At 60.4% G+C, this 22,081-nt stretch carries 22 protein-coding genes; 9 read left to right on the top strand and 13 right to left on the bottom strand.

Annotated features, from left to right (window positions below; all coding sequences use genetic code 11):
- The 6 genes from mobB to BG841_RS08100 all read right to left on the bottom strand — a co-directional run.
- Positions 1-302, bottom strand: a 302-nt coding sequence (gene mobB / locus BG841_RS17365) for a molybdopterin-guanine dinucleotide biosynthesis protein B (protein WP_228141623.1), incomplete at its 3' end; no start/stop codon positions are given.
- On the bottom strand, positions 299-886 hold the full coding sequence (gene mobA / locus BG841_RS08120) for a molybdenum cofactor guanylyltransferase MobA (RefSeq protein ID WP_070057197.1): 588 nt from the start codon (positions 884-886) through the stop codon (positions 299-301). The genes mobA and mobB, both read right to left, overlap by 4 nt.
- Positions 879-1,742: a formate dehydrogenase accessory sulfurtransferase FdhD gene (locus tag BG841_RS08115; RefSeq protein WP_228141622.1), complete on the bottom strand. Its 864-nt coding sequence runs from the start codon at positions 1,740-1,742 to the stop codon at positions 879-881. Before BG841_RS08115 ends, mobA begins: the two co-directional genes overlap by 8 nt.
- A 73-nt stretch (positions 1,743-1,815) precedes the next feature.
- Positions 1,816-2,622 carry a substrate-binding domain-containing protein gene (locus BG841_RS08110; protein WP_070057195.1) on the bottom strand — a complete coding sequence of 269 codons (807 nt, stop codon included), beginning with the start codon at positions 2,620-2,622 and terminating at the stop codon, positions 1,816-1,818.
- Positions 2,623-2,670: 48 nt separating this feature from the next.
- A complete protein-coding gene (locus tag BG841_RS08105; RefSeq protein WP_083260217.1) occupies positions 2,671-3,414 on the bottom strand; it encodes an ATP-binding cassette domain-containing protein in 744 nt (247 codons plus the stop codon).
- Complete coding sequence (locus tag BG841_RS08100; protein ID WP_070057194.1) at positions 3,411-4,109, bottom strand: ABC transporter permease; 699 nt, start codon at positions 4,107-4,109, stop codon at positions 3,411-3,413. Before BG841_RS08100 ends, BG841_RS08105 begins: the two co-directional genes overlap by 4 nt.
- Positions 4,110-4,226: 117 nt before the next feature.
- Here BG841_RS08100 and BG841_RS08095 point away from each other — a divergent pair, with 117 nt between their 5' ends.
- Together BG841_RS08095 and BG841_RS08090 are read left to right on the top strand one after the other, a co-directional pair.
- Positions 4,227-5,111, top strand: a complete 885-nt coding sequence (locus BG841_RS08095) for a helix-turn-helix transcriptional regulator (protein WP_070057193.1) — start codon at positions 4,227-4,229, stop codon at positions 5,109-5,111.
- A 35-nt stretch (positions 5,112-5,146) separates the two neighbouring features.
- Entirely contained in the window at positions 5,147-6,271 is a 1,125-nt protein-coding gene (locus tag BG841_RS08090; RefSeq protein WP_070057192.1) for a putative sulfate/molybdate transporter, read from the top strand.
- A gap of 57 nt (positions 6,272-6,328) precedes the next feature.
- Here BG841_RS08090 and trxA read toward each other — a convergent pair whose 3' ends face one another.
- Positions 6,329-6,655 carry a thioredoxin TrxA gene (gene trxA / locus BG841_RS08085; protein ID WP_070057191.1) on the bottom strand — a complete coding sequence of 109 codons (327 nt, stop codon included), beginning with the start codon at positions 6,653-6,655 and terminating at the stop codon, positions 6,329-6,331.
- 336 nt (positions 6,656-6,991) lie between these two features.
- Between trxA and BG841_RS08080 the strand changes: the two genes are divergently transcribed.
- Positions 6,992-8,503 carry an exopolyphosphatase gene (locus tag BG841_RS08080; RefSeq protein WP_228141621.1) on the top strand — a complete coding sequence of 504 codons (1,512 nt, stop codon included), beginning with the start codon at positions 6,992-6,994 and terminating at the stop codon, positions 8,501-8,503.
- Positions 8,504-8,516: 13 nt separating this feature from the next.
- On the opposite strand, the gene BG841_RS08075 is transcribed toward BG841_RS08080, so the two are convergent.
- Positions 8,517-10,466 carry an ATP-binding cassette domain-containing protein gene (locus BG841_RS08075; RefSeq protein WP_070057189.1) on the bottom strand — a complete coding sequence of 650 codons (1,950 nt, stop codon included), beginning with the start codon at positions 10,464-10,466 and terminating at the stop codon, positions 8,517-8,519.
- Positions 10,467-10,571: 105 nt separating this feature from the next.
- Between BG841_RS08075 and BG841_RS08070 the strand changes: the two genes are divergently transcribed.
- The 3 genes from BG841_RS08070 (at position 10,572) to BG841_RS08060 (ending at position 12,291) form a co-directional block, all read left to right on the top strand.
- On the top strand, positions 10,572-11,096 hold the full coding sequence (locus tag BG841_RS08070; RefSeq protein ID WP_070057188.1) for a TIGR02444 family protein: 525 nt from the start codon (positions 10,572-10,574) through the stop codon (positions 11,094-11,096).
- The gene (locus BG841_RS08065; RefSeq protein ID WP_070057187.1) at positions 11,096-11,464 is read left to right on the top strand and encodes a hypothetical protein; all 369 of its coding nucleotides are present in this window, start codon (positions 11,096-11,098) and stop codon (positions 11,462-11,464) included. The genes BG841_RS08070 and BG841_RS08065 overlap by 1 nt, the downstream gene beginning before the upstream one ends.
- Positions 11,465-11,583: 119 nt before the next feature.
- A complete protein-coding gene (locus tag BG841_RS08060; RefSeq protein WP_070057186.1) occupies positions 11,584-12,291 on the top strand; it encodes an FKBP-type peptidyl-prolyl cis-trans isomerase in 708 nt (235 codons plus the stop codon).
- 56 nt (positions 12,292-12,347) lie between these two features.
- On the opposite strand, the gene BG841_RS08055 is transcribed toward BG841_RS08060, so the two are convergent.
- Positions 12,348-12,779, bottom strand: a complete 432-nt coding sequence (locus tag BG841_RS08055) for a disulfide bond formation protein B (protein ID WP_265733886.1) — start codon at positions 12,777-12,779, stop codon at positions 12,348-12,350.
- A 206-nt stretch (positions 12,780-12,985) separates the two neighbouring features.
- Here BG841_RS08055 and BG841_RS08050 point away from each other — a divergent pair, with 206 nt between their 5' ends.
- Complete coding sequence (locus BG841_RS08050; protein WP_070058746.1) at positions 12,986-13,423, top strand: flagellar basal body-associated FliL family protein; 438 nt, start codon at positions 12,986-12,988, stop codon at positions 13,421-13,423.
- Between the two features lie 12 nt (positions 13,424-13,435).
- On the opposite strand, the gene gshA is transcribed toward BG841_RS08050, so the two are convergent.
- Together gshA and BG841_RS08040 are read right to left on the bottom strand one after the other, a co-directional pair.
- Positions 13,436-14,998, bottom strand: coding sequence for a glutamate--cysteine ligase (gene gshA / locus BG841_RS08045; RefSeq protein WP_070057185.1), 1,563 nt, complete (start codon positions 14,996-14,998; stop codon positions 13,436-13,438).
- Between the two features lie 38 nt (positions 14,999-15,036).
- The gene (locus BG841_RS08040; protein ID WP_070057184.1) at positions 15,037-17,370 is read right to left on the bottom strand and encodes a Tex family protein; all 2,334 of its coding nucleotides are present in this window, start codon (positions 17,368-17,370) and stop codon (positions 15,037-15,039) included.
- Between the two features lie 165 nt (positions 17,371-17,535).
- On the opposite strand from BG841_RS08040, the gene rep reads away from it, so the two are divergent.
- The gene (gene rep / locus BG841_RS08035; RefSeq protein WP_070057183.1) at positions 17,536-19,554 is read left to right on the top strand and encodes a DNA helicase Rep; all 2,019 of its coding nucleotides are present in this window, start codon (positions 17,536-17,538) and stop codon (positions 19,552-19,554) included.
- 63 nt (positions 19,555-19,617) lie between these two features.
- Here rep and BG841_RS08030 read toward each other — a convergent pair whose 3' ends face one another.
- Positions 19,618-20,031, bottom strand: a complete 414-nt coding sequence (locus BG841_RS08030) for a c-type cytochrome (RefSeq protein ID WP_070058745.1) — start codon at positions 20,029-20,031, stop codon at positions 19,618-19,620.
- A 171-nt stretch (positions 20,032-20,202) separates the two neighbouring features.
- Between BG841_RS08030 and BG841_RS08025 the strand changes: the two genes are divergently transcribed.
- Positions 20,203-20,547 (top strand): hypothetical protein, encoded by a 345-nt coding sequence (locus BG841_RS08025; protein ID WP_070057182.1) that lies wholly within the window; start codon positions 20,203-20,205, stop codon positions 20,545-20,547.
- Here the strand turns inward: BG841_RS08025 and BG841_RS08020 are convergent.
- Positions 20,544-21,908: a phosphomannomutase gene (locus BG841_RS08020; RefSeq protein WP_070057181.1), complete on the bottom strand. Its 1,365-nt coding sequence runs from the start codon at positions 21,906-21,908 to the stop codon at positions 20,544-20,546. The genes BG841_RS08025 and BG841_RS08020 overlap by 4 nt on opposite strands.
- Positions 21,909-22,081 lie beyond the last annotated feature (173 nt).

Here is a 22,081-nt window from a genome sequence, read left to right as displayed (position 1 = left end):
CCCTCCACCACCACCCAGTCACAAGGGCCCAGCCTGGCCAGCAAGGCATCCAGCGTCGGCTCTTTGGCACCTCGCAGTTCGTGCATGATGGCAAAACGCTGACCACCCGCCAGAATCACCTCCTGGGCGCCCGCTTCGCGGTGCCTGTAGCTGTCTGTGCCGGGCTGATCCACGTCCACCCTGTGATGGGCATGCTTGATCGCATTGACCGTCAGCCCTCTACCGGAAAGTTCACGAATCAATGCACTGGCCAGGGTTGTCTTGCCCGAGTTTTTCCAGCCCACAATGCCTATAACCTTCACTGGAGATGCTGCTCCGCCCAAGCCAGGTCGTCTGGCGTATTGATGTTGAAAAAATCGCCTTCGTCGAACACTGCCAGTGTTTCACCCTGGGACTGCGTCCACTGGCGGATCTTGCGCACACCGTCGTTCAAGGCCGCTCTCAGATCGTGGCGCAAGGCCACCTGCCAGCGGCCAAAGGTGGGTTGGGGCAAGCGACCGCGCTCAGGGTCCGGCGTGGCGGCCAATACCACCGGGGTATCGTGCCTGGCCAGCCGCTCCACCAGATCCCGGGGGAAAAATGGCGTATCAGCGGCGACGCTGATCAGCCAGTCGTGACCCTGTTCCGCCGCCCAGTCCATGCCCGCCAGAATTCCGGCCAGTGGGCCTGGAAAGTCACCGATCGAATCGGCGACCACGGGCAGGCCCAGATCATCAAAGCGACTCAGGTCCCCGTTCGCGTTCAACACCACGGTGTCGACCTGGGGTGTGATCCGCTCAATAACTCTCAGGATCAACGACTGATCTCCCAGCATGAGCCGTCCCTTGTCGCCTCCGCCCATGCGGTTGGCCTGACCACCGGCCAGAATAACGGCGCAATCAGTCATGTTTTGCCCCTTTTCGCCGCAATTTCTTGTCTTCATCCGGCACCTGCGACACGTCCTGATCGAACACCAGACGATGCTCGCCACTCAGGCAAGTGAACCTTTTGCCTCGCATCCGCCCGATCAGTGTCAGGCCGACCTGACGCGCAATGTCCACACCCCAGGCGGTAAAGCCTGACCGGCTGATGAGTGTGGGAATCCCCATCAGCGCGGTTTTGATCACCATTTCGGAGGTCAGGCGCCCCGTGCTATAGAGGACCTTGTCGGCAGCCGTAATGCCATTCAGGTGCATCCAGCCGGCGATTTTGTCGACGGCGTTGTGGCGCCCGACATCTTCCATATAGGCCAGGATCTGTCGGCCCTGACACAGGGCCGTGCCATGAATGGCACCGGTTTCCATATACAGACTGGGCGTGTGGTTGATCTGAAAGGACAAATCGTAAAAGGTGCTGGTGTGCACCGGGGTGTCCGGCAACGCCAAGCCTTCGAGCCCCGCCATCATATCGCCAAAGACCGTACCGACGGCGCAGCCCGACGTGCGGGTTTTCTTTTCCAGCTTGTCCTCGACATCGGTAATGCCCTCCGTTCGCACCACCGCGACTTCAAGCTCTTCGTCGAAATCAATTCCGGTGACCTGATCGCCCTCTTTCAGCATGCCCTGATTCAGCAAGAACCCGAGTGCCAGGTACTCCGGGTGATCGCCGATGGTCATCGCCGTAACGATTTCCTGGCTGTTCAGGTAGATGGTCAGAGGGCGCTCTTCGATCACACGGATGGATTTGCGTTGGCCGTTTTCATCAACGCCCTCAATTGCGCGGGACAGCCGGGGGTCTTGCGGATCGGGAAGTAATGGGTCCATCGTCATGTTATTTTTATAGTCACCTCGTGGGCGCCACAGAGTGGGTTATGTAGTTATAATGCCAGAGAATAATCTATTTGGCATTGGGGAAAAACAGTTGCTGCCCGCTCACCCGGAAGTCGGATATCGCCTGCTGACCCTCTGCAGAGAGCAGCCAGCTGTGCCATTTTGAAGCCATCTCATGCTTGAGGTGCGGGTGTTTTTCACTGGACAGCAGCAAACTGCCATACTGATTGAACAGTACCTTGTCACCTTCGAAAAGCAACTTCAGGTCCTGGCGGTTTCCAAAGGCCACCCAGGTGGCGCGATCCGACATCACATAGGCACCCATGGCTGCGGCGGTGTTGAGGGTGGGTCCCATGCCGCTACCCAGTTCGCGGTACCAGTCGCCATCGGGGTCAACGCCTGCGTGTTTCCAGTGCCGCAACTCGGCGCGATTGGTACCGCTGTCATCGCCCCGTGACGCGAACGGCGCCTCTGCCTCAGCGATTGCCGCAAAGGCTTCCCTGGCGCTCTGTGCCTGGCTGATATTGGCGGGGTCACCGGCGGGGCCGATCAATACGAAGTCGTTGTACATGACATCCGCACGCTCGGTGGCAAAGCCATTCTCGACAAATCGCTCTTCACCGGTCGTATCGTGTACCAGAAGACTGTCAGCGTCACCGCGACGAGCAATCTCAAATGCCTGACCGGTACCCACGGCCACGACGCGAACCTGAATCCCGGTGGCGTCTTCAAACTTCGGCAAAATAGATGCGAACAAGCCCGAATTCTCGGTTGATGTGGTTGAGGCAAGGGTGATGTAATCCTCGGCATAGGCGCCGAGCGACAGACCAAGACTGGTGACGCCCGCGAGCAGCAGATTTAGTGATTTCTTCATGTTGTTCTCTCTTTGTTTTTGTTTTCTCTTTGTTTTAGTAAAGCCGAGTTACTCGACCAGCCCTCCTGCAATAAACGCTTGCGCCTCTTGCGAGACGGGCGCATCAAAAAACGCATCAGCGGAGGTGTGCTCACGCACTTTGCCGCCCGAAAGAAAAAGAATATCCCCCGCAAGTCGCTTGGCCTGGTGCAGGTCGTGAGTCGTCATCACGATGCGGGTTCCCCGCTGATGAAACTCCCGCACCGCCGCCTCCACCGCTTGAATGGCGGCCGGGTCAAGCGCGGAGGTGGGTTCATCCAGAAACAGCACCTGCGGTGAAAGTACCCAGGCGCGCGCCAGTGCCAGGCGCTGTTTCTCACCGCCAGACAGCACCCGTGCGGGTGTATTACAGCAGTCGATAAGGCCGAAACGCTCAAGCGCATCGCGAGCCAGCTTCAGGCGTTTTCGGCGCGGCACTTTATTGACCGCCAGGGCATGAATCAGATTGGCAATGGCCGAACGGCGCAAGAGTACAGGATGCTGAAACACCATTGCCTGGCGGGGACTCGCTTCACCACTCCATGTTATCCGACCCTGTGTCGGTTGAAGCAGGCTGTGGGACAGTCGTAACAGAAGACTTTTTCCTGCTCCGTTAGGTCCCATCACCAGCGTGGGGCCGGAGCCGTTGAGAGTGAACGAGCAAGGTCCCAGCAGCACCTTGTCCTCATTGTTGAAGGTGACACCCTCAAAGCGCAGCTCTGGCAGCGGCGACACGCTGAACGACGCGAGACTTGGAACCTGTAAGGAGGTCACCCTACCCGCCTCCTGGACAACTCACCCAACAGATACGCGCCGGCGTTAATCAGCATCACCAGCGCGAGCAATACCATGCCCAGAGCCAGCGCGAGCGGCAGATTACCCTTACCGGTTTCCAGCACGATGGAGGTCGTCATTACTCGGGTAACACCGTCAATATTACCGCCGACCATCATTACCGCGCCTACTTCGGCACTGGCGCGGCCAAAACCTGCAAGCAGAACGGTTAACAACGCAAAACGTGCATCCCACAAAAGAGTGGGCATCATGCGTAACTTTGACATGCCCAGTGAAACAAACTGTTCCCGATATTCACCCAGAAGATCTTCTACCTTCTGCCGCGATAGCGCGGCCAGTATGGGTAAAACCAGCACCACCTGCGCAAGTACCATGGCGCCTGGTGTAAACAGCAGCCCCCAGTCTCCAAGAGGCCCCGCACGGGAGAGCAGTAAATACACCATCAGCCCGGCCACCACGGGCGGCAGGCCCATGAGGGCGTTGAGCGCAACAATCATTCCACCGCGCCCGGGAAAGCGCCATATCGCCACCGCCGCGCCCAGCGGAAAACCGAACAGTGCGGCTATCAGCACCGCAAGAAGCGAAACCTGGAGTGAGAGCGCGACGATCTGATACAGCGAAGCGTCGAGATTGAATAGTAGCGTCAGCGCGACATAAAACGCGTTATTTTCCACAGCTGCGTCTCCTTGACATTGAGCATCCTCACGTTTATGTCTACGCTTTGCACCGCCTACTGAAATTTATGCAGCTATAAACAGCCTTGTGCCAGACTCGACCAACTGGAGAGATAGATGCCACTTCCCAACTACTTCACTACCGCTGAAGTTGCCGAGTATCTGCGTCTTAAAGAGCGCAAGGTCTACGACCTGGTCAGCCAGGGGGTCATACCCTGTGTGCGAGTAACCGGGAAGCTCTTGTTTCCTCGCCAACGCATCGATTTGTGGCTGATGAACCACCTGGAGGGTGATGAGTCCGTCAGTTCCGCTATTCCCCCGGTTTTGGCGGGCAGCCAGGACCCTCTTCTGGAATGGGCGTTAAAGGAGAGTGGCGCCGAGCTGGCGTTGTTGTGCAATGGCAGTGGAGATGGCGTACAACGGCTCGTCGAGGGGCGGGCCATGGTCGCAGGCATGCATATCTGGCATGCTGAAAACCAGAATTACAACGACCCCGATACCCTGGGCTTGAGCGGGATGCGTGACCTGGTGCTGATACGTTGGGCAAAACGCCAGCAGGGACTTCTGCTGGCCGCCGATAACCCCTATGGTATTACGCAGCTGGGAGATATTGTACGCCCTGGCATACGTGTCGCGCACCGCCAGCCGGACGCCGGGGTGAGCCATTTATTGCAAAGTTTGCTGACTCACCACCACATCGATGCCCGGCAACTGACATGGGCCCCGCACCCATCGCTCAGCGAAGACGATCTGGCGTTGGCTATCCGCCAGGGTGAGGCAGATATTGGTGTGGGGATCGAAGCGGCGGCGCGGCGCCAGGGACTGGGCTTTATTCCCTTGCAACCGGAGCACTTTGATTTGGCAATGCGTCGGCGTCATTATTTTGAAGCGGCGATGCAACGTCTGCTGGTGTTTGCCGGCAGCGAGCGTTTTCGTCTACGCGCCGAAGCGCTCGGTGGTTACGACATCAGTGAGCTGGGAAAAGTCGTTTATAATGCTTGATATAGCGCCAATAACAACAAAATGGCGGAGTAATCATGCTTTCAGGGAGAAAACACCTGGCGAGGAATGCCAGCGGCGCGTTGGGTGACCTTGGCACCCTGATTCCCCTTGGTCTCGGGGTTGTTGGGCTGGCAGGCCTGGCACCGGTACCCGTGTTGCTGGGGTTTGCCGTATTTTACATCGCCACGGGGCTGTATTACCGCCTGCCCGTGCCGGTGCAGCCGATGAAAGCGGTTGCTGCGTTGTTACTGACCACCCAGGTCAGCTCCCAGAGCCTGGTCGCCAGCGGTGCCCTTATCGGGGGCATACTATTGCTTCTCGGCCTGACCGGATGGATCAACGGGGCTGCTCGCCTGATACCTCGATCCGTGTTGAGTGGCCTTCAGTTGGGCCTGGGGCTGATGCTGGCCCACATGAGCTTCGCTCTGATGGCTACTTCCCTGCCACTGGGCGTTGTCACGCTGGCCTTGTTGGGCATCACCCTGAAGCTGTGTCCACACTGGCCGGCCGCCTTGATAGGGCTCATGGTCTCTGTTGCTCTCGGCACTTTTCTGGGAGCCCCCGGGCTCACACTGCCCGAGGCCGGGCCGGCCGTATCATTATTGCCTGAATTACCCGGGATTGAAGATTGGCAGCAAGGGCTCTCCACCCTGGTCTTACCCCAGCTGGCTTTGACTCTGTCCAACGCCATCGTTCTGACAGCTCTCGTGGTGGGGGATTACTTCGGCGAGCAATCCCATCGGGTGACACCCGCTCGTTTATCCGTGTCCACCGGACTGGCCAATCTGTTTCTGGTTCCCCTCGGCGCGGTGCCCATGTGCCACGGAGCCGGTGGTGTGGCCGCACATCACCGCTTTGGTGCCCGGACTGGCATGGCGCCTGTCCTACTCGGATCCGGCTTACTCCTGATTGCGTTCATGCCAGGCGGCCTTGCAATGCTTGCAGCGATTCCGATGGCAGGGCTCGGAGCCTTGTTATTCGTGGCGGCAGCGGAGCTTGGGGTGTCCAGACGCCTGTGGACGGCGAAACCGTCCTGCTGGCCGGTTATCGCCATAACGGCTGCGGTAACCGTTTGGGCTGACCCGTTTTTCGGGCTTCTGGCCGGGGCCGCTGCGGAGAAAGTGCGCACGGCCTGGCTGCGCAGACGGGAGATTGCCTAGACGAAAAAACCGCCCAAGAGCAGGCCCCGGGGCGGTTGTCTGGCAGTCAGGATGCAATCAGAGATTGCTGTCGAGGAACGCGGCCAGCTGGGACTTCGACAACGCGCCCACTTTGGTGGCGTCCACGTTGCCGTTTTTAAACAGCATCAAGGTGGGAATGCCACGGATGTTGAACTTGGGTGGCGTCTGCTCGTTTTCATCAATGTTGAGCTTACAAACCTTCAGCTTGCCGGCATATTCTTCGGCAATTTCTTCCAGGACCGGGGCAATCATTTTGCAAGGGCCACACCATTCGGCCCAGTAATCCACCAGCACCGGGGTATCTGCCTGCAACACATCCTGTTCGAACGATGCATCGGTTACGTTTACGATATTTCCGCTCATTACCTTGTCCTGATTCAGGCACACTCGCCGCATTCTTCCGCCGCTTGTGCGCAATGGTCTTCGCAGCGCAGCAGCCGGTTTGTCCCATGCTGCTCACCACTCTCGCTACGCGCTACTCTACGCGATTAGCCTGCCTTCTGTGAAGTGCCAGTTCCGGCCCTCAAGCGCGGTGCGCCCCTCTTATTCAGCCGAACTGCGCGCTTGAGCTGACAGTTACCCGGCACTTGGCTTATAGTAGGCGCCTAAACGGTATGGCCCGAGTGCCGCCACAAGGGCCACTCCACGCTCTGGTTACTACCAGTTACTATAAGGTCAGCATAGGGGATTTCAAGACTCGTGCCGGAAGCGACAACCGCCACCCAACCCGGATTACTCGCGGCCATTGATCTGGGCTCTAACAGCTTCCACATGGTGGTCGCCCAGCTGGATCATGGCGAAATACGTACCCTTGAGCGCATGGGGGAAAAGGTGCAGCTCGGAGCGGGCATCGACTCGGACTGCAGACTGACCGACGAAGTGCAGGAGCGCGCCCTGGCCTGCCTGGGCCGGTTCGCCCAGCGCCTGAAATGCATGCCCCGCGAGACCGTCCAGGTCGTCGGCACCAACGCCCTGCGCGTGGCCCGTAACGCCGAACAGTTTATGGATCGGGCGGAAGAGGCGCTTGGCTTTCCGGTCGCGGTGATTTCCGGCCGGGAAGAGGCGCGGCTGATTTACCTCGGTGTGTCCCACACCTTATCCGATGATCAGGGCCGACGCCTGGTGATGGATATTGGCGGAGGCAGCTCGGAACTGATCATCGGCGAACGCTTCGAAGCACACGCCCTGGACAGCCTGCACATGGGGTGTGTGTCGTTCCGCAACCTGTATTTTGCCGACGGCCGCATCACCCGCCGGCAGATGGACCGGGCCATTACCCACGCGGCGCAGGAGTTGCTGCACATCCGCGAGCGTTTTCTCGCCTTGGGCTGGAGCAGTGCGGTGGGCTCCTCCGGCTCGGTCAAAGCCATCGTCAACGCACTCACCAATTTGCGGATCACCGATGGCGTCATCACCATGAAGGCCATGAAAGAACTGCGTACCCGGCTGATCGATATGGGCCACACCGACCGTCTGGCGGATATCGGCGTGCGGGAAGACCGGCAGAGCATCTTTCCTGCCGGTTTCGCCATCCTGATGGCGGCGTTCGAATCCCTCAACATAGACGAAATGACCTATGCCGACGGCGCGTTGCGGGAGGGTCTGCTGTACGACATGCTGGGGCGGATCCAGCACGAGGACGTGCGCGAACGCACCATCCAGGCGCTGCAGGAACGGTACCACGTCGACATCCCGCAAAGCCGCGCGGTGGAGAACACCGCCATCGCCATCTGGGGTCAGGTGGCGGCCGATTGGGGACTGGCAGCGGGCGATGATGAGGACCTGTTGCGCTGGGCTTGCCGCCTGCACGAGATCGGTCTGACCATCGCCAGCAGCCAATACCACAAGCATGGTGCTTATCTGCTGCAGTACTCCGATCTGCCGGGGTTCAGCCAGCAACTGCAGTACGACCTGGCCAAACTGGTGCGGGTTCACCGGCGCAAATTTGTGGCCTCCGTGTTTGACGACTCCGATCCGGCCGAAACCCGGCGACTGAAGCGTCTGTGCATCATCTTACGGCTGGGGGTGTTGCTGCAGCATGCCCGCCGACAGGAACCGCCCCCGGAGATGCAGATCTGCGTCGCCAATTGCGCCATGACCATCCAGTTTCCGCAAGGCTGGTTCGCGGCACATCCGCTGACCCTCGCTGATCTGAAAGATGAGCGCAATTACCTGTCCCGGGATGATTTCACCCTCACCGTAGCGGACTGAGGGCGCTGCCCCGTCAACCCAGCTCAAGCTCCATTCTTTCGACGGTCTCACACACGTCCAGCCACTCCAGCTCGGCTGTTTCCAGCAGCCGTTTCTGTTCGGCCTGCCGGGCCAGCAGGGTTTTGAGGCGGTCCTTGTTCTCCGGGGCATAAATCTCCGGGTCGGCCAGACGCTCCTCCACTTCGCACAGCGCGCTTTGCAGCTGATCCATTTGCTGCTCCAGCTGCGCCTGACGTTTCCGGAACGGGCTCAACTTCTGCCGCAGGCCGGCTTCCGCGCGTTTGCGTTCGCGGCGCTCGTCCGAGCTTTCCGCGCCCCCACTCGCGCTGCTAGCGACCTTGCCAGCGGGCATCGCCGCTGCAGACGGTCGCCGCGGAGCGGCGACCTCATCTTTGCGGCGGTCCGCCAGCCAGCGCTCATAGTCTTCCAGATCGCCCTCATAGTCAGTCACCCGGCCTTCGTTGACCAGCCAGAACTCGTCCACCGTGTTGCGCAATAGATGCCGGTCGTGGGAGACCAGTACAATGGCCCCGTCAAACGCTTGCAGCGCCATGGTCAGCGCCTGACGCATTTCCAGGTCCAGATGGTTGGTGGGCTCGTCCAGCAGCAACAGGTTGGGCCGCTGCCAGGCGATCACCGCCAACGCGACCCGGGCCTTCTCCCCACCGGAGAAGTTGCGGATGGCTGCGAGCGCGTCGTCACCGTGGAAGTTGAAGCCCCCCAGAAAATTGCGGATGCTCTGCTCGGACGCAGTCGGTGCCAGGCGCTGCAGGTGCAAAAATGGACTGGCGTCCAGATCCAGCGACTCCAGCTGGTGCTGGGCGAAGTAACCAACCGCCAGATGTTCACCGGTGGTCCGCTCCCCCGCCAGCAGGGCTCCCTGCCCCCGGAGCGCATCGATCAGGGTCGATTTACCGGCGCCATTAGGGCCCAGCAGGCCGATACGACTCCCCGGCAACAGGGTCAGATCAAGCGGTGCGAGCACCACCGTGTCGCCATGGCCGGCCTGGCCCTGACGGATGGACAACAACGGATTGGAAACCTTTTCGGCCACCGGGAACTCGAAATTAAACGGCGAATCCACATGGGCCGGCGCAATCATTTCCATGCGTTCCAGCGCTTTCACCCGACTCTGGGCCTGACGCGCCTTGGTGGCCTTGGCCTTGAAACGGTCGATGAAGCCCTGTATTTCCGCGATGCGGGCCTGCTGACGTTCATAACCGGCCTGTTGCTGAGCCAGCCGCTCACTGCGCTGGCGTTCGAACGCTGAGTAGTTACCGGTATAGGCTTCCAGCTTGCGGCGATCAAAGTGCACCAGATGGGTCGCCACCCGGTCCATAAAATCCCGGTCATGGGAAATGAACAACAAGGTGCCCGGGTAGCGCCGCAGCCAGTTTTCCAACCAGAAACAGGCGTCCAGATCCAGGTGGTTGGTGGGCTCATCCAGCAACAAAAAATCGGATGGCCGCATCAGGGCCTGCGCCAGATTCAGGCGAATCCGCCAGCCACCGGAGAAATCCGACACCGGCCGATCGGCGTCCGCCTCGGCAAAACCCAGCCCGCGCATTAAGGTTTCGGCGCGGCGGCCCGCCGCCCAGGCTTCGCGCAGGTCCAGCTCGCCATGAATGCGCGCCATGGCCTGATGATCATCCGCCGCTTCCGCCTGCGCCAATTCAGCCTCCAGGTGCCGCAATTCGTGATCGCCATCAAGAATAAAATCCCGCGCCGAACGTGCCGAGGCGTGCACTTCCTGAGCCATGTGGGCGATGCGGCATCCCCCGGGCAGACTGATCTGCCCCCGTTCCGGAGACAACTGCCCCAGCAGCAGCTGAAACAAACTGGATTTGCCGGCCCCATTGGCACCGACAATCGCCACCCGCTGGCCGGGTTGTATGGTAAGAGAGGCACCTTCTAGCAACCAGGTGCCCCCACGTTGTAAACTGAGGTCTGATAGTGTGAGCATGGCGGCATTCTAACAGGGAAATTGCGCAAGCTGTTATCGCCAGACTGTGGCGCCGCATGAGAACATCCGGTACCGTCACCGCCCGAAGACAGCAGGCCCGATAACATGGTTACAAACAGCGCCGACATACCCGAGTCTCTGGATCTGGCGTCTCCGCTCTGGACCTTCGCTGTGAACTGCTGGCAGATACCGGGCGTGGAATCTTTGTGTCTGACCCTGCAGGACAACGGCTGGAGCGTGACCCGGTTGCTGTCAGCCTGCTGGCTGGCCTCCCGGGGGCGGGAGTTTACCGGCGAGCCGGCGACCGTCAGACAGTGGCGCGAACAGATGACCACCCCGTTGCGAACCCGGAAAAAGGCACTGCCGAAACAGCATCCGGCGCTGGCCGCGCTGAGGGCACAGCTGGCGGGCACCGAGCTGGAAGCTGAGCGCGTTGAACTGGCGTTGGCCTGGCAGGCGCTCCGCGCGCTCCCCCCGGCCGCTAGCCCAACCGACTCAACCCTTGCACTGGCGCGGCATAACCTGCATGCCGCAGGCCCGGACACACACATGAACCAGGAAGTCAGCGAGCGGATTGACCAACTCGTCACCCTGCTCTTTTCTGACGCTCTCCTGCACACAGACTGGTGATGATTATGCGTTGGCTTATCCGGCTGGCATTTCCCGCACTGGGCTTGTTGGTGTTGCTGATCTTTTTTGGGATCAAAGACCCACAAAGCCTTACCAACGGGAGCGCTGCCGACAACACCGCCAAACAGATTCCTGCATTTGAAGGACTGGTGCCATCCCCCACTCCGAACACCGGCCCCAGCATCGTGTTTAAATGGCAGGACAGCAGTGGTGGCTGGCACTATGCAGACAGTCCGCCACGACAGGGCCTGTGGAACGCCCTGGCCATTGAACCCGGCGGCCCTGCCAAGCCGCCCCAGTCTGACTGGCAAGCCCCCTATCAGGCGCCCTTCGCCCTCAACCCGCCGGGGTTCGGCAAGGACAGCTGAGAGCCTGGCTGAACCCCGTCCCGATTAACACATGTTCAGTAGCGTAATGGGCCGGAACCGGTTACCGTTGCAGATCTTGGATCCATATGCACATCAATAACACGATAAGGGAAGCTTCCATGAAAAAAACCATACTCGCCCTGGCCGTCGCAGGTGTTTTCGCGGGTTGTTCCACGGCCAGCCAGCCCGAGGCTGAACCGGACCTGAGCTCCACCGTGCAACAAGTCAGCTATGGCATGGGACTGGTACTGGGCGAGCGCATGCGCAACGACCTGCCTGATCTGCAAATCGAGCAGTTTCTGCAAGGCATAGAGCATGGCCAGAGTGACGACGACGCGGCCAAGCGCATGAGCCCCGAGGAAGTACAGCAGGCGCTAACGGCGTACCAACAGCAGCTGCAGGAAGAACAGCTGGCCGAAATGGAGGCGCTGGCGGCCGAAAACAAGGCGACCGGGGAAGAGTTTCTGGCTGAAAACGCCCAAAAAGACGGCGTGACCGTTACCGCCTCCGGTCTGCAATACGAAGTGATCGAAGAAGGCGTGGGCAACAAACCGTCCGAAACCGACCGGGTTAAGGTCCACTATACCGGGGAACTGTTGTCCGGCGATGTATTCGACAGTTCCCGCGAGCGCGGTGAGCCGGTTACTTTCGGCCTGAATCAGGTAATTCCTGGCTGGACCGAAGGCTTGCAGCTGATGGCAGAAGGCAGCCGCTACAAGCTGTATATCCCCTCGGACCTGGCCTACGGCCCGGGAGGCAACCGCGGCATTGCGCCCAATGAAACCCTGATTTTCGACGTTGAATTGCTGGAAATCAATCCCGAGTAAGCCCCCCCCGCAACCGGTCGTCAGCCATTCTGGCTGCCGGCCGGCCCTGCCGGGATCTACCCCACCTTGGGGGCCGCCTGCGGGCGGAACACCATCAACACACCGACCACCACCAGAGCGGTAAAAAACACCGCAGTCCAGCCCGGGATACTCAACCCCAGAAACCGCCAGACCACCGCAGCACAATCGCCGGTGCCTTGCATCGCCGTCAACAACACCTCGGCCAACGGCATAACCTCCAGCATATATTCCACCGACGGACCGCACGCAGGCACCTGGTCAGCGGGCAGATTTTGCAACCACAGTTGCCGACCCGCCAGCGCCAGACCGGAACCGGCCGCCACCGCCAGCAAGCCTCCGTAGACCCTGCCGGCCACGTTACCGGGGTTATGAACGACCGCCAGCAGGCAGACACCCGCCACCGCCATAAAGGCAAAGCGCTGCAACCAGCACAACGGGCAAGGCTCCAGCCCCATGACGTGTTCCATGTAAAACGCGACACCCAGCAGCGCCGCGCACACAAGCCCAATCAGAAAAAAAGGTTTCTGGCGTTCAACGGATTCTGTCTCCTGTGGAAAGTGATCGTCACTGCGCCCTTTTCGCCTCAGACATACCTGCAACCTTAGGGCGGGCCTGTTATCCTGCCGGTAAACTTTAAACCTGCAAGCCAATCAAGAATATGAAAGACACCACGATGCCACGATTGTTCCTGTTGTTTGTCGTTCTGGCGGCCCTGGTGCTGCCGCCACCGGGCCTGACCGCGCACGCGGACGAAACTTCGCCGGCCCAGCCCGCCCGCCCGCGAACCACCGATTATATTGAACTGAAGCCGGATTTCGTGACCAACGTCGGTCTCCCCGGTCACCGGTTGAGCTACCTGAAAGCGGCGGTTACCTTGCGGGCGTCAGACACCGCCACCCGTGCCGCAGTGGAAGCCCACATGCCGCGGATGCGGCATGAACTGGTGCTGTTGTTTGCCGAGCAAACCGATGCAGAGGTATTAACCTCAACCACCGGGCAGTCTAGCCTGAGGGACGAAGCGGCACGCCGCCTCAATGCCGCGCTGGCCGCGCAACAAACCGGCGCACAGATCGATAGCGTCCTGTTTACCACTTTTGTGGTCCAGCGCTGACCGGCTGCGAGGTCATTCGGGGGCCGGATTAGAGGCCAGATACTCGGCCAGGAATTCGTCGAAGGACTGAGTATCCGCCTGCTCCAGCGCCGCCTGCTCCGCGAGCGAATCGGCCGCCATTTTTTCAAACGTCCGGTTGAGTTCGGGGGACAGTGATTCGGCCCGCAGGGCATGCTGATGTTGCGCGGAGAGCTGCAGCACCCAGTCCCGATGCCCGAGTCCGGCCTCACTCATGGCCGCGATCACCTGGTTCGAGGGCAGCAAGTCGGGCTGCGCCACCTTGCGCCGTTGCACCGCCAGCGCAGCACTGTAATCAGAACCATTCGTGAGTTGGTCCAGACGCTCCGCCAACGGCTGCAACCGGTCCAGCAGTTCCTCCGCCAGCGAGCGCAGCGGCACTGACGCCCCCGGCAGCATCAGATTGCCGGCCCGCCCTTCATTGACCACATCCTTGAACATATCATCCAGCCGGTCGCACTCGGCGCGGGCGATGCGGGGGCTTTCGCTGAGCAGGCAATCCAGCAGGAACAGATCCAGAAAATCGATTTGCTCCCGGTTCACCCCCACCGGCGAGAAGGGGTCCAGATCCAGACAGCGCACTTCAATGTATTCGACGCCACGGGCGGTCAGGGCCTGCACCGGTTTCTCGTGGCGGCGGGCGGTGCGTTTCGGCCGTATCGCACTGTAGTACTCGTTCTCGATTTGCAGGATGCTGGTATTGATCTGTATATGCTGGTCGCCGCGTTTGGTGCCAATGGCTTCGTACGCCGGCCAGGGTGTATGAATCGCCTTGGTCAGCGTGTTGGTATAGGTCTTGAGCTCGTTAAAACAGATGTTCAGCGAGGCCTGGGCGTCGGTGTGATAGCCCAGATCCCCCATACGCAGGGAAGTCGCATGGGGACCCACCCAGGTATCGTCACTGAATCTGGCCAAGCGGTGTTCGACATCCGCCACAAAGCTTGCATCCAGCGCGGGTGAAGCCCCAAACAGCAGCATCAGCAACCAGCTGCGACGCCGGAAGTTGCGCACCAGCCAGAAGTACTGCCCGGTTTTGAAGTCCTGCAAACTCTGGGTATCCCCCAACGCCTGCTGCCAGAACGTCCAGAAACTGTCCGGCAACGACAGGTTGTAATGGGTTCCGGCGATGCTCTGCATCATCCGGCCGTAGCGCACCGCCAGACCCTGCCGGTACACATGACGAAGCTGGCCATTGTTGGAACTGCCGTATTCCCCGATGGGGATGCTCTCATCGCCGCGCAGCTCACAGGGCATGCTGGAGGCCCAGAAAACTTCGTTTTGCAGGTGTTTCTGTACAAAAATGTGGGTGTTGCGCAGCTCCGACAGCAAGGCGTCGGTGGAATCACACACCGGGGTGATCAACTCCAGCAATGCTTCCGAATAATCTGTGGTGATGGTCGGGTGCGTCAGGGTGGAGCCGAGTTCGCGCGGGTGGGGCGTCTGGGCGATGAACCCCTGTGGATCGACCCTGAGGCCCTCTTTCTCAATGCCTTTCCGGAAACCATGCCACTGGCTGTCGGTAAGCTTCTGGAAAATCTGGTGGCGGGAATCGCCCATGAGACACTCCTGTTCAAACGGGTGTTAACAGAGCCGCGTTAACGGCTCCCTTTGCGGGCCGAAGCCAGCGCTTGTGCGAGTGCACCTGCCATTGCACCCTGTGGGGCCGGCTGCGCGCCCTTGGCGGATTTGCCCGATGCCCGCCGGTTCCCCGCCGGGCGCGCTCCTGAACGGCTGGCCGACGGAGCTTGGGCGCCGGGCTGGTCATCCATGCGCATGCTCAAGGCTATGCGCTTGCGGGGAATATCCACGTCCATCACTTTGACTTTAACGATGTCGCCCGCTTTCACAACCTCCCGCGGGTCCTTCACGAACTGGTGGGACAACGCGGAAATGTGCACCAGACCGTCCTGGTGCACACCAATATCGACAAACGCCCCAAAATTGGTGACGTTGGTGACCGTACCCTCAAGCATCATGCCCGGGTTGAGGTCATTCAGGGTTTCCACCCCCTCCTCAAAACTGGCGAACCGGAATTCGGGGCGCGGGTCGCGACCCGGTTTTTCCAACTCGGCAATGATGTCTTTGACGGTCGGCACCCCGAACTGCGCGGTGACGTAATCTTCCGGTTTCAGGCTCCGCAGGAATTGGCTGTCCCCCAGCAAACTGGCCACCTCGCGGCCGTGTTTGGTGGCGATGGCTTCGACCACCGAATAGGCCTCCGGATGCACCGAGGAGCGGTCCAGCGGGTTATCGCCGTCGGCGATGCGCAAGAAGCCGGCGGCCTGCTCGAAGGTGCGCGGCCCCAACCGGGCGACTTTCAACAGCTGTTTGCGACTCCGGAACATGCCGTTGCTGCTGCGGAATTCCACGATATTGCGCGCCAGCGTCTGGTTCAGACCGGACACCCGTGCCAGCAGGGGAACGGACGCGGTATTCAGATCCACCCCCACGCCATTCACGCAATCTTCCACCACCGCGTCCAGGCTGCGAGCCAGTTGCACCTGCGAAACGTCGTGCTGGTATTGGCCGACACCGATGGATTTGGGTTCGATTTTGACCAATTCCGCCAGTGGGTCCTGCAGCCGGCGGCCAATCGACACCGCGCCCCGGATGGTGACATCCAGCTCCGGCAGTTCCTGGGAGGCAAATTCCGAGGCGGAATAAATGGACGCACCGGATTCATTCACCACGATGCGGGCAAGATCCAGCTCAGGGTGGCGTTTGCACAACTCGGCCACCAGTTTTTCGGTTTCCCGGGACGCGGTGCCATTCCCGATCGCGACCAGCTCGATGCGGAATTCGCGACACCAGCGGGCCAGTTGGTCCAGCGACTGCTCCCACTGGTTGCGGGGCACATGGGGGAAAATCGTGCCATGCCCGGTAACCTGCCCGGTCCCGTCGATGATCGCAACCTTGACGCCGGTTCGCAAACCCGGGTCCAGCGCCAGGGTGGGCCGGGGACCGGCGGGCGCCAGCAACAGCAAGTCCTTGAGGTTGGCGGCAAACACTTCGATTGCTTCGGCTTCTGCGGTTTCCCGTACCTGGGCCATCAGATCGGTTTCGATCTGGGTGCCGAGCCGCACCCGCCAGGTCCAGCGGACCACCTCGGACAACCAGCGATCCGCCGGCCGGCCCTCATCGCGAATGTTCCAGTGCGCCGCAATCCGCTGCTCGGCCGGGTGGGGCTGACGCCGGTCGTCTTCGCTGTCACCCACCGCAATGACGTAGCTCAGCACGCCTTCGTTGCGGCCCCGCAATATGGCCAAGGCCCGGTGGGATGGCACTTTCTTCAGCGCTTCGGTGTGGTCGAAGTAATCGCGGAACTTGGCCCCTTCGATCTCTTTACCTTCGATGACGGAGACTTTCAGCTGGCCTTGCTGCCAGATGAAGTCACGCAACTGGCCGAGCAACTCGGCGTCTTCGGAAAAACGCTCCATGAGAATATAGCGGGCACCATCCAGGGCCGCCTTGGTATCGGCAATCCCGGCCTCGGCGTTGAGGTATCGGGCGGCCTGCTCTTCCGGCTCCAGCAGCGGGTCGTTGTAGAGGCTGTCCGCCAGGGGCTCCAGCCCCGCCTCGCGGGCGATCTGGGCCTTGGTACGACGCTTGGGTTTATAAGGCAGATACAGATCTTCGAGGCGATTCTTGGTTTCCGCCGTGGCAATCTGGTGGCGCAGTTCCTCGGTCAGCTTCCCTTGCGCGTCGATGGTGCTGAGTATGGTGGTGCGCCGTTCCTCGAGTTCCCGCAAATACCGCAAGCGGTCTTCCAGCGTCCGCAACTGGCTGTCGTCCATGGCACCGGTAATTTCTTTTCGGTATCGGGCAATAAACGGCACCGTTGAGCCTTCGTCCAACAAGGCCACAGTCGCGCTCACCTGTTCTTCACGAACCCCCAGTTCATCCGCTATACGCCTGGAAATACTGTTCATGCATCCTCGCTTGATACTGGCAATCGAATGCGCAAAGGTACAGCGGCTTACCCCTGCAGGCAAGCCAAACGGTGGTGGGCCGGCGGGCAAACAACGGTCGGTCGAGGTACACGGGCTCCCAGTGGTGTAGAATACACCGCTCCGTACATCAATGGCAGATCATCCGTGTCCAAGCTTAATCCCCGTCAACGCGAAGCCGTGCATTATGTGGACGGCCCCCTGCTGGTGCTGGCCGGTGCCGGCAGTGGTAAAACCAGTGTGATCACCCGCAAGATCGCGCACCTGATCGAAGGGGTGGGCATTCCCGGCCGACACATCGCCGCCTTGACCTTTACCAACAAGGCGGCCCGGGAAATGAAGGAGCGGGTGGGCAAGCTGGTGAGCCGGCCGCAGACCCGTGGGCTGACCGTGTCCACCTTCCACAACCTGGGGCTCAACATCATCCGCGAGGAGCATGTGCATCTGGGGTACCACCCCGGCTTTTCCATTTTCGACGCCGAAGACGCCAAAGCCTTGCTGCACGACCTGATGATGACCGACGGCAGCGTGGAAGCCGGGGATGAAGTGGCCACCGTGCAGATGTCCATCTCCAACTGGAAGAACGACCTGCGCTCGCCGGCCGAGGCGCTGAGCCGGGCCGCCGATGAGCGCGATCAGCGCATGGCGCTGGTGTATGCGCGCTACAACGAATACCTGAAAGCCTACAACGCGGTCGATTTTGACGATCTGATTCTGTTGCCCGTGCAACTGTTCATGAGCCAGCCCGAGACCCTGCAGAAATGGCGGCGGAAAATCCGCTACTTGCTGGTGGACGAGTATCAGGACACCAACACCTGCCAGTACGAACTGGTCAAATTGCTGGTGGCCGAACGCGCCGCCTTCACCGTGGTCGGCGATGACGACCAGTCGATTTATGCCTGGCGCGGTGCCCGTCCGGAAAACCTTGCCCAGCTCAAGGAAGACTTCCCCAGCCTGAAAGTCACCATGCTGGAGCAGAACTACCGCTCCACCGGGCGCATCCTGCGCAGCGCCAACACCGTGATTGCCAATAATCCCCACGTGTTCGACAAGGCACTGTGGAGTGAGCACACCATTGGCGAAGAGATCCGCATCGTCCGCTGTCGCAACGAAGACGCCGAAGCGGATCGGGTGGCCACCGAAATCATTGACCAGAAACTGAAAAAGGGCCTGGCCTGGCGGGATTTTGCGGTGCTTTACCGGGGCAACCATCAATCCCGCCTGCTGGAAATGAAGCTCCAGGCCTACCAGATTCCCTATCACATCTCCGGTGGTCAGTCGTTTTTTTCCAAGAACGAGATCAAGGATGCCATGTCCTACCTGCGCCTGCTGGTCAACCCGGATGACGACGCCGCGTTTTTGCGGGTGGTCAACGTACCCCGCCGGGAAATCGGCCCCCGTACGCTGGAGCAGCTCAGCCATTACGCCCGCAGTCGCAACGTCAGTCTGTTCCGCTCCCTGGGGGACATAGGCGCGGAAACCCAGGTCACCGAACGGGGGCTGGACCGGCTGCGCCGCTTCGCCCACTGGGTGGACACCACCTGTCAGCGCCTCCACCAGGAAGACCCGATACCGGTGATCAAGCAGTTGTTTACCGACATCGAATACGAAGAGTGGCAGCACCAGCATGCCGGCTCCCCCAAGCAGGCAGAGCGCCGCATGAGCAACATCTGGTACCTCATTGATGGTCTGCAGCGCATGCTCGAGGATGGCAAAGGCACCGCCGACGAGCTGGGCATCGAGGACGCCATCAGCAAAATGATTCTGCGGGACATGATGGAACAACGGGAAGAGGAAGACGACAGCGACAAGGTGCAACTGCTGACCCTGCATGCGTCCAAGGGGCTGGAGTTTCCCCATGTATTTATTATGGGTCTGGAGGAAGAAATTCTGCCCCATCGCGCCAGCATCGAAGAGGGCAATATCGAAGAAGAGCGTCGCCTGATGTACGTGGGCATCACCCGCGCCCGAGAGACGCTGACGCTGACCTACGCCGCCCAGCGCAGTCAGTATGGTGAGAAACTGGAAACCATTCCCAGCCGCTTTCTGGACGAATTGCCGGATGAGGATGTTCGCTGGGAGGGCACCGGCGACCTGGACGTGGAGGCCAACCAGAAAAAAGGCAAGGCGACCCTTAAAGCTTTGCTGGGCGACCTCGGGGTCTGATCGCCACCCATAAAAAAGCCAGCACCGCAGTGCTGGCTTTCTATGGTCGGTGCCGCCGGCCGTTTACTGGGACTGGCCCACCATGTACTCGACGGCCGCCTGAATTTCTTCATCGGGGCAGCTGGCGCAACCGCCTTTGGCGGGCATGGCATTGAACCCGTTGATGGCGTGATTAATCAGCGTTTCCATTCCCTTGTCAATGTGTGACGCCCAGGCTCCGGCATCCCCCACCACCGGTGCGCCGGCCACCCCGGTAGAATGACAGGCGGCGCACACGGCACCGTACACATCTTCGCCAGAACGAGGCCCTGCACTCTCTGCCGCCGCCGGTGCCGCGGCCATGCCGCAGTCTTCGCCCTGCAAGCAGACTTCGCCCACCGGGGCAATCCGGGCACGGATTTCATCTTCTACACTTGCCGTAGCAATACCCGCGGTCAGGCCTAAGCCAAGCAGTACCGCAGCCAGGACTCTCTTCATCATCACCATGCTCCTCGCATCTGAGCGTTATAATAGTCTGCGGCGCATTATAGCCACTGCCGCCTGTCAAAAAAACCACAGTGTACCTGACGCCGACTTTTTATCGCAGTTTTGGCACAATCAGGGGCAACCAGGGCAGCTCTGCCCGACCCCGTCATTATGGAGATTCCTATGGACCCGTCACCGCACCCTGTGCCCGTCCGCCACCCCTGGCGCAAGCCGCTGCTGATCATAGAGTTTACCGCACTGGCGGTGTTGGTCGGGTCCATGGCGCTGCTGGGCAAAATGAACGTCGGGGACCCACCCCTCAACCCGGTCTGGTTGCTGATTCCCGCGCTCGCCAGTCTGGTGGTCTTCACCAGCTTTATCGGTCTGATGTACCTGCGCTGGGTAGTGGCCGCCCGGGCCGAAGCCTTGTGGCGGCATAAACTCATCTTCGCCCTGCTCGCCCTGACCCTGCTGTCGGTATGGTTGTACGGCGTCGCCAACACCTGGCTGGCCATCAACGCGGGCTAGCGGCCTCCGGAGGTGCTCAAGCGATCCATGTGGGCCAGTAACTCGGCGGTTTTCTGCTCCATCAGCGGCCGGTCACCCCGGGACTCCACATTGAGCCGGACCACGGGCTCGGTGTTGGACATGCGCACGTTGAAGCGCCAATTCTCAAACTCGACGCTCAGTCCGTCCACATAATTCACTGACCGCGCCTCCCCGGCGTACAACGCCTCGATCGCGGCAATCACTTCCGGCGGGTTGGCGATGGTGCGGTTGATTTCGCCGCTGGCCGGGTAGGCGTCAATGCGGGCGTCGATCAGGCTGGACAGCGTCTGGCCCGACTGGCACAGGCGCTCGGCGACCAGCAGCCACGGAATCATGCCACTGTCACAATAGGCAAAATCACGGAAGTAATGGTGGGCACTCATTTCGCCGCCGTAGACCGCATCTTCGTCGCGCATGCGTTGCTTGATGAAGGCGTGTCCGGTTTTGCTTTCAATGGCTTCGCCACCGGCGGCGGCCACCAGGTCCAGGGTGTTCCAGGTCAGCCGGGGGTCATGAATGACCTTGCCACCGCCGGTTTTACGCAAAAACTGGTCCGCCAGCAAACCGACGATGTAGTAGCCTTCGATGAAGCGGCCCGTTTCGTCGAAGAAGAAACACCGGTCGTAATCACCGTCCCAGGCAATGCCCAGATCGGCCTGTGCACGCACCACCGCCTCGGCGGTGACTGTCTGGTTTTCAAGCAGAATAGGGTTGGGCACGCCATTCGGGAAACTGCCATCGGGGGTGTGGTGCAAGCGGATGAACTCAAACGGCAGGTGCTTTGCCAACACATCAATGACCAGCCCGGCGCCGCCGTTCCCGGGGTTGGCGACAATTTTAAGCGGCTTTAAAGTCGCCGTATCGACGTAACCCAGCAGATGGTCGATATACGCCGCTTCGGTGGCCAGGGTGTCATAACGACCCGGTTGCGGTGCGTCGGCAAACGGCTCCGGCACCCGATCCCGGATCTCATTGAGGCCGTTGTCAGAACTGATGGGACGGGATTGGGGGCCAACCATTTTCATGCCGTTGTGGTCTTTAGGGTTGTGACTGGCGGTGACCATGATGCCACCGTCCATACCAAAGTGATCGGTGGCAAAATACACCTGTTCGGTACCGCACAGGCCGATATCAAACACGTCGGCACCGGCGGCCATCAAACCGGCGGTCAAGGCTTCGGTGATCGCGATACTGGTTGCGCGGATATCGTAACCGACGACGACCCTGCGCGCGCCGGTGACCGCAACGTACGCCCGCCCGATGCGTTCCGCCAGTTCCGGATTCAACTGGTCCGGTACGCGGCCGCGCAGGTCGTAGGCTTTAAAACAAGACAGATCCATTACAGCACATTCTCCAGGTGAGCCGCGTAACTGCATCGGTGTGGCAGTCGGGAAGGACAACAGCGGCGCGAATGAATAACGCGCATTCTAACGGTTAATGGAGGGCGTCGCAGTAATTTGCGTAAGATGTCGCATCCGGCACGGGGGCGGTGTGGGACCGCCCCGGGAGCAGC

Origin of the sequence: Marinobacter sp. X15-166B, assembly GCF_001752365.1 — a bacterium.
Taxonomy (GTDB): domain Bacteria; phylum Pseudomonadota; class Gammaproteobacteria; order Pseudomonadales; family Oleiphilaceae; genus Marinobacter.
Note: the sequence above shows the minus strand (reverse complement) of the source record. Positions and strands in the feature narration are given on the sequence as shown.

Excerpts from the sequence above, each read along its gene's own strand:
- mobA (WP_070057197.1), bottom strand. The coding sequence starts at position 886 with ATGACTGATTGCGCCGTTATTCTGGCCGGTGGTCAGGCCAACCGCATG.
- BG841_RS08115 (WP_228141622.1), bottom strand. The coding sequence starts at position 1,742 with ATGGACCCATTACTTCCCGATCCGCAAGACCCCCGGCTGTCCCGCGCA.
- BG841_RS08110 (WP_070057195.1), bottom strand. The coding sequence starts at position 2,622 with ATGAAGAAATCACTAAATCTGCTGCTCGCGGGCGTCACCAGTCTTGGT.
- BG841_RS08095 (WP_070057193.1), top strand. The coding sequence starts at position 4,227 with ATGCCACTTCCCAACTACTTCACTACCGCTGAAGTTGCCGAGTATCTG.
- BG841_RS08090 (WP_070057192.1), top strand. The coding sequence starts at position 5,147 with ATGCTTTCAGGGAGAAAACACCTGGCGAGGAATGCCAGCGGCGCGTTG.
- trxA (WP_070057191.1), bottom strand. The coding sequence starts at position 6,655 with ATGAGCGGAAATATCGTAAACGTAACCGATGCATCGTTCGAACAGGAT.
- BG841_RS08075 (WP_070057189.1), bottom strand. The coding sequence starts at position 10,466 with ATGCTCACACTATCAGACCTCAGTTTACAACGTGGGGGCACCTGGTTG.
- BG841_RS08070 (WP_070057188.1), top strand. The coding sequence starts at position 10,572 with ATGGTTACAAACAGCGCCGACATACCCGAGTCTCTGGATCTGGCGTCT.
- BG841_RS08065 (WP_070057187.1), top strand. The coding sequence starts at position 11,096 with ATGATTATGCGTTGGCTTATCCGGCTGGCATTTCCCGCACTGGGCTTG.
- BG841_RS08060 (WP_070057186.1), top strand. The coding sequence starts at position 11,584 with ATGAAAAAAACCATACTCGCCCTGGCCGTCGCAGGTGTTTTCGCGGGT.
- BG841_RS08055 (WP_265733886.1), bottom strand. The coding sequence starts at position 12,779 with ATGGAACACGTCATGGGGCTGGAGCCTTGCCCGTTGTGCTGGTTGCAG.
- BG841_RS08050 (WP_070058746.1), top strand. The coding sequence starts at position 12,986 with ATGCCACGATTGTTCCTGTTGTTTGTCGTTCTGGCGGCCCTGGTGCTG.
- gshA (WP_070057185.1), bottom strand. The coding sequence starts at position 14,998 with ATGGGCGATTCCCGCCACCAGATTTTCCAGAAGCTTACCGACAGCCAG.
- BG841_RS08040 (WP_070057184.1), bottom strand. The coding sequence starts at position 17,370 with ATGAACAGTATTTCCAGGCGTATAGCGGATGAACTGGGGGTTCGTGAA.
- BG841_RS08030 (WP_070058745.1), bottom strand. The coding sequence starts at position 20,031 with ATGAAGAGAGTCCTGGCTGCGGTACTGCTTGGCTTAGGCCTGACCGCG.
- BG841_RS08025 (WP_070057182.1), top strand. The coding sequence starts at position 20,203 with ATGGACCCGTCACCGCACCCTGTGCCCGTCCGCCACCCCTGGCGCAAG.
- BG841_RS08020 (WP_070057181.1), bottom strand. The coding sequence starts at position 21,908 with ATGGATCTGTCTTGTTTTAAAGCCTACGACCTGCGCGGCCGCGTACCG.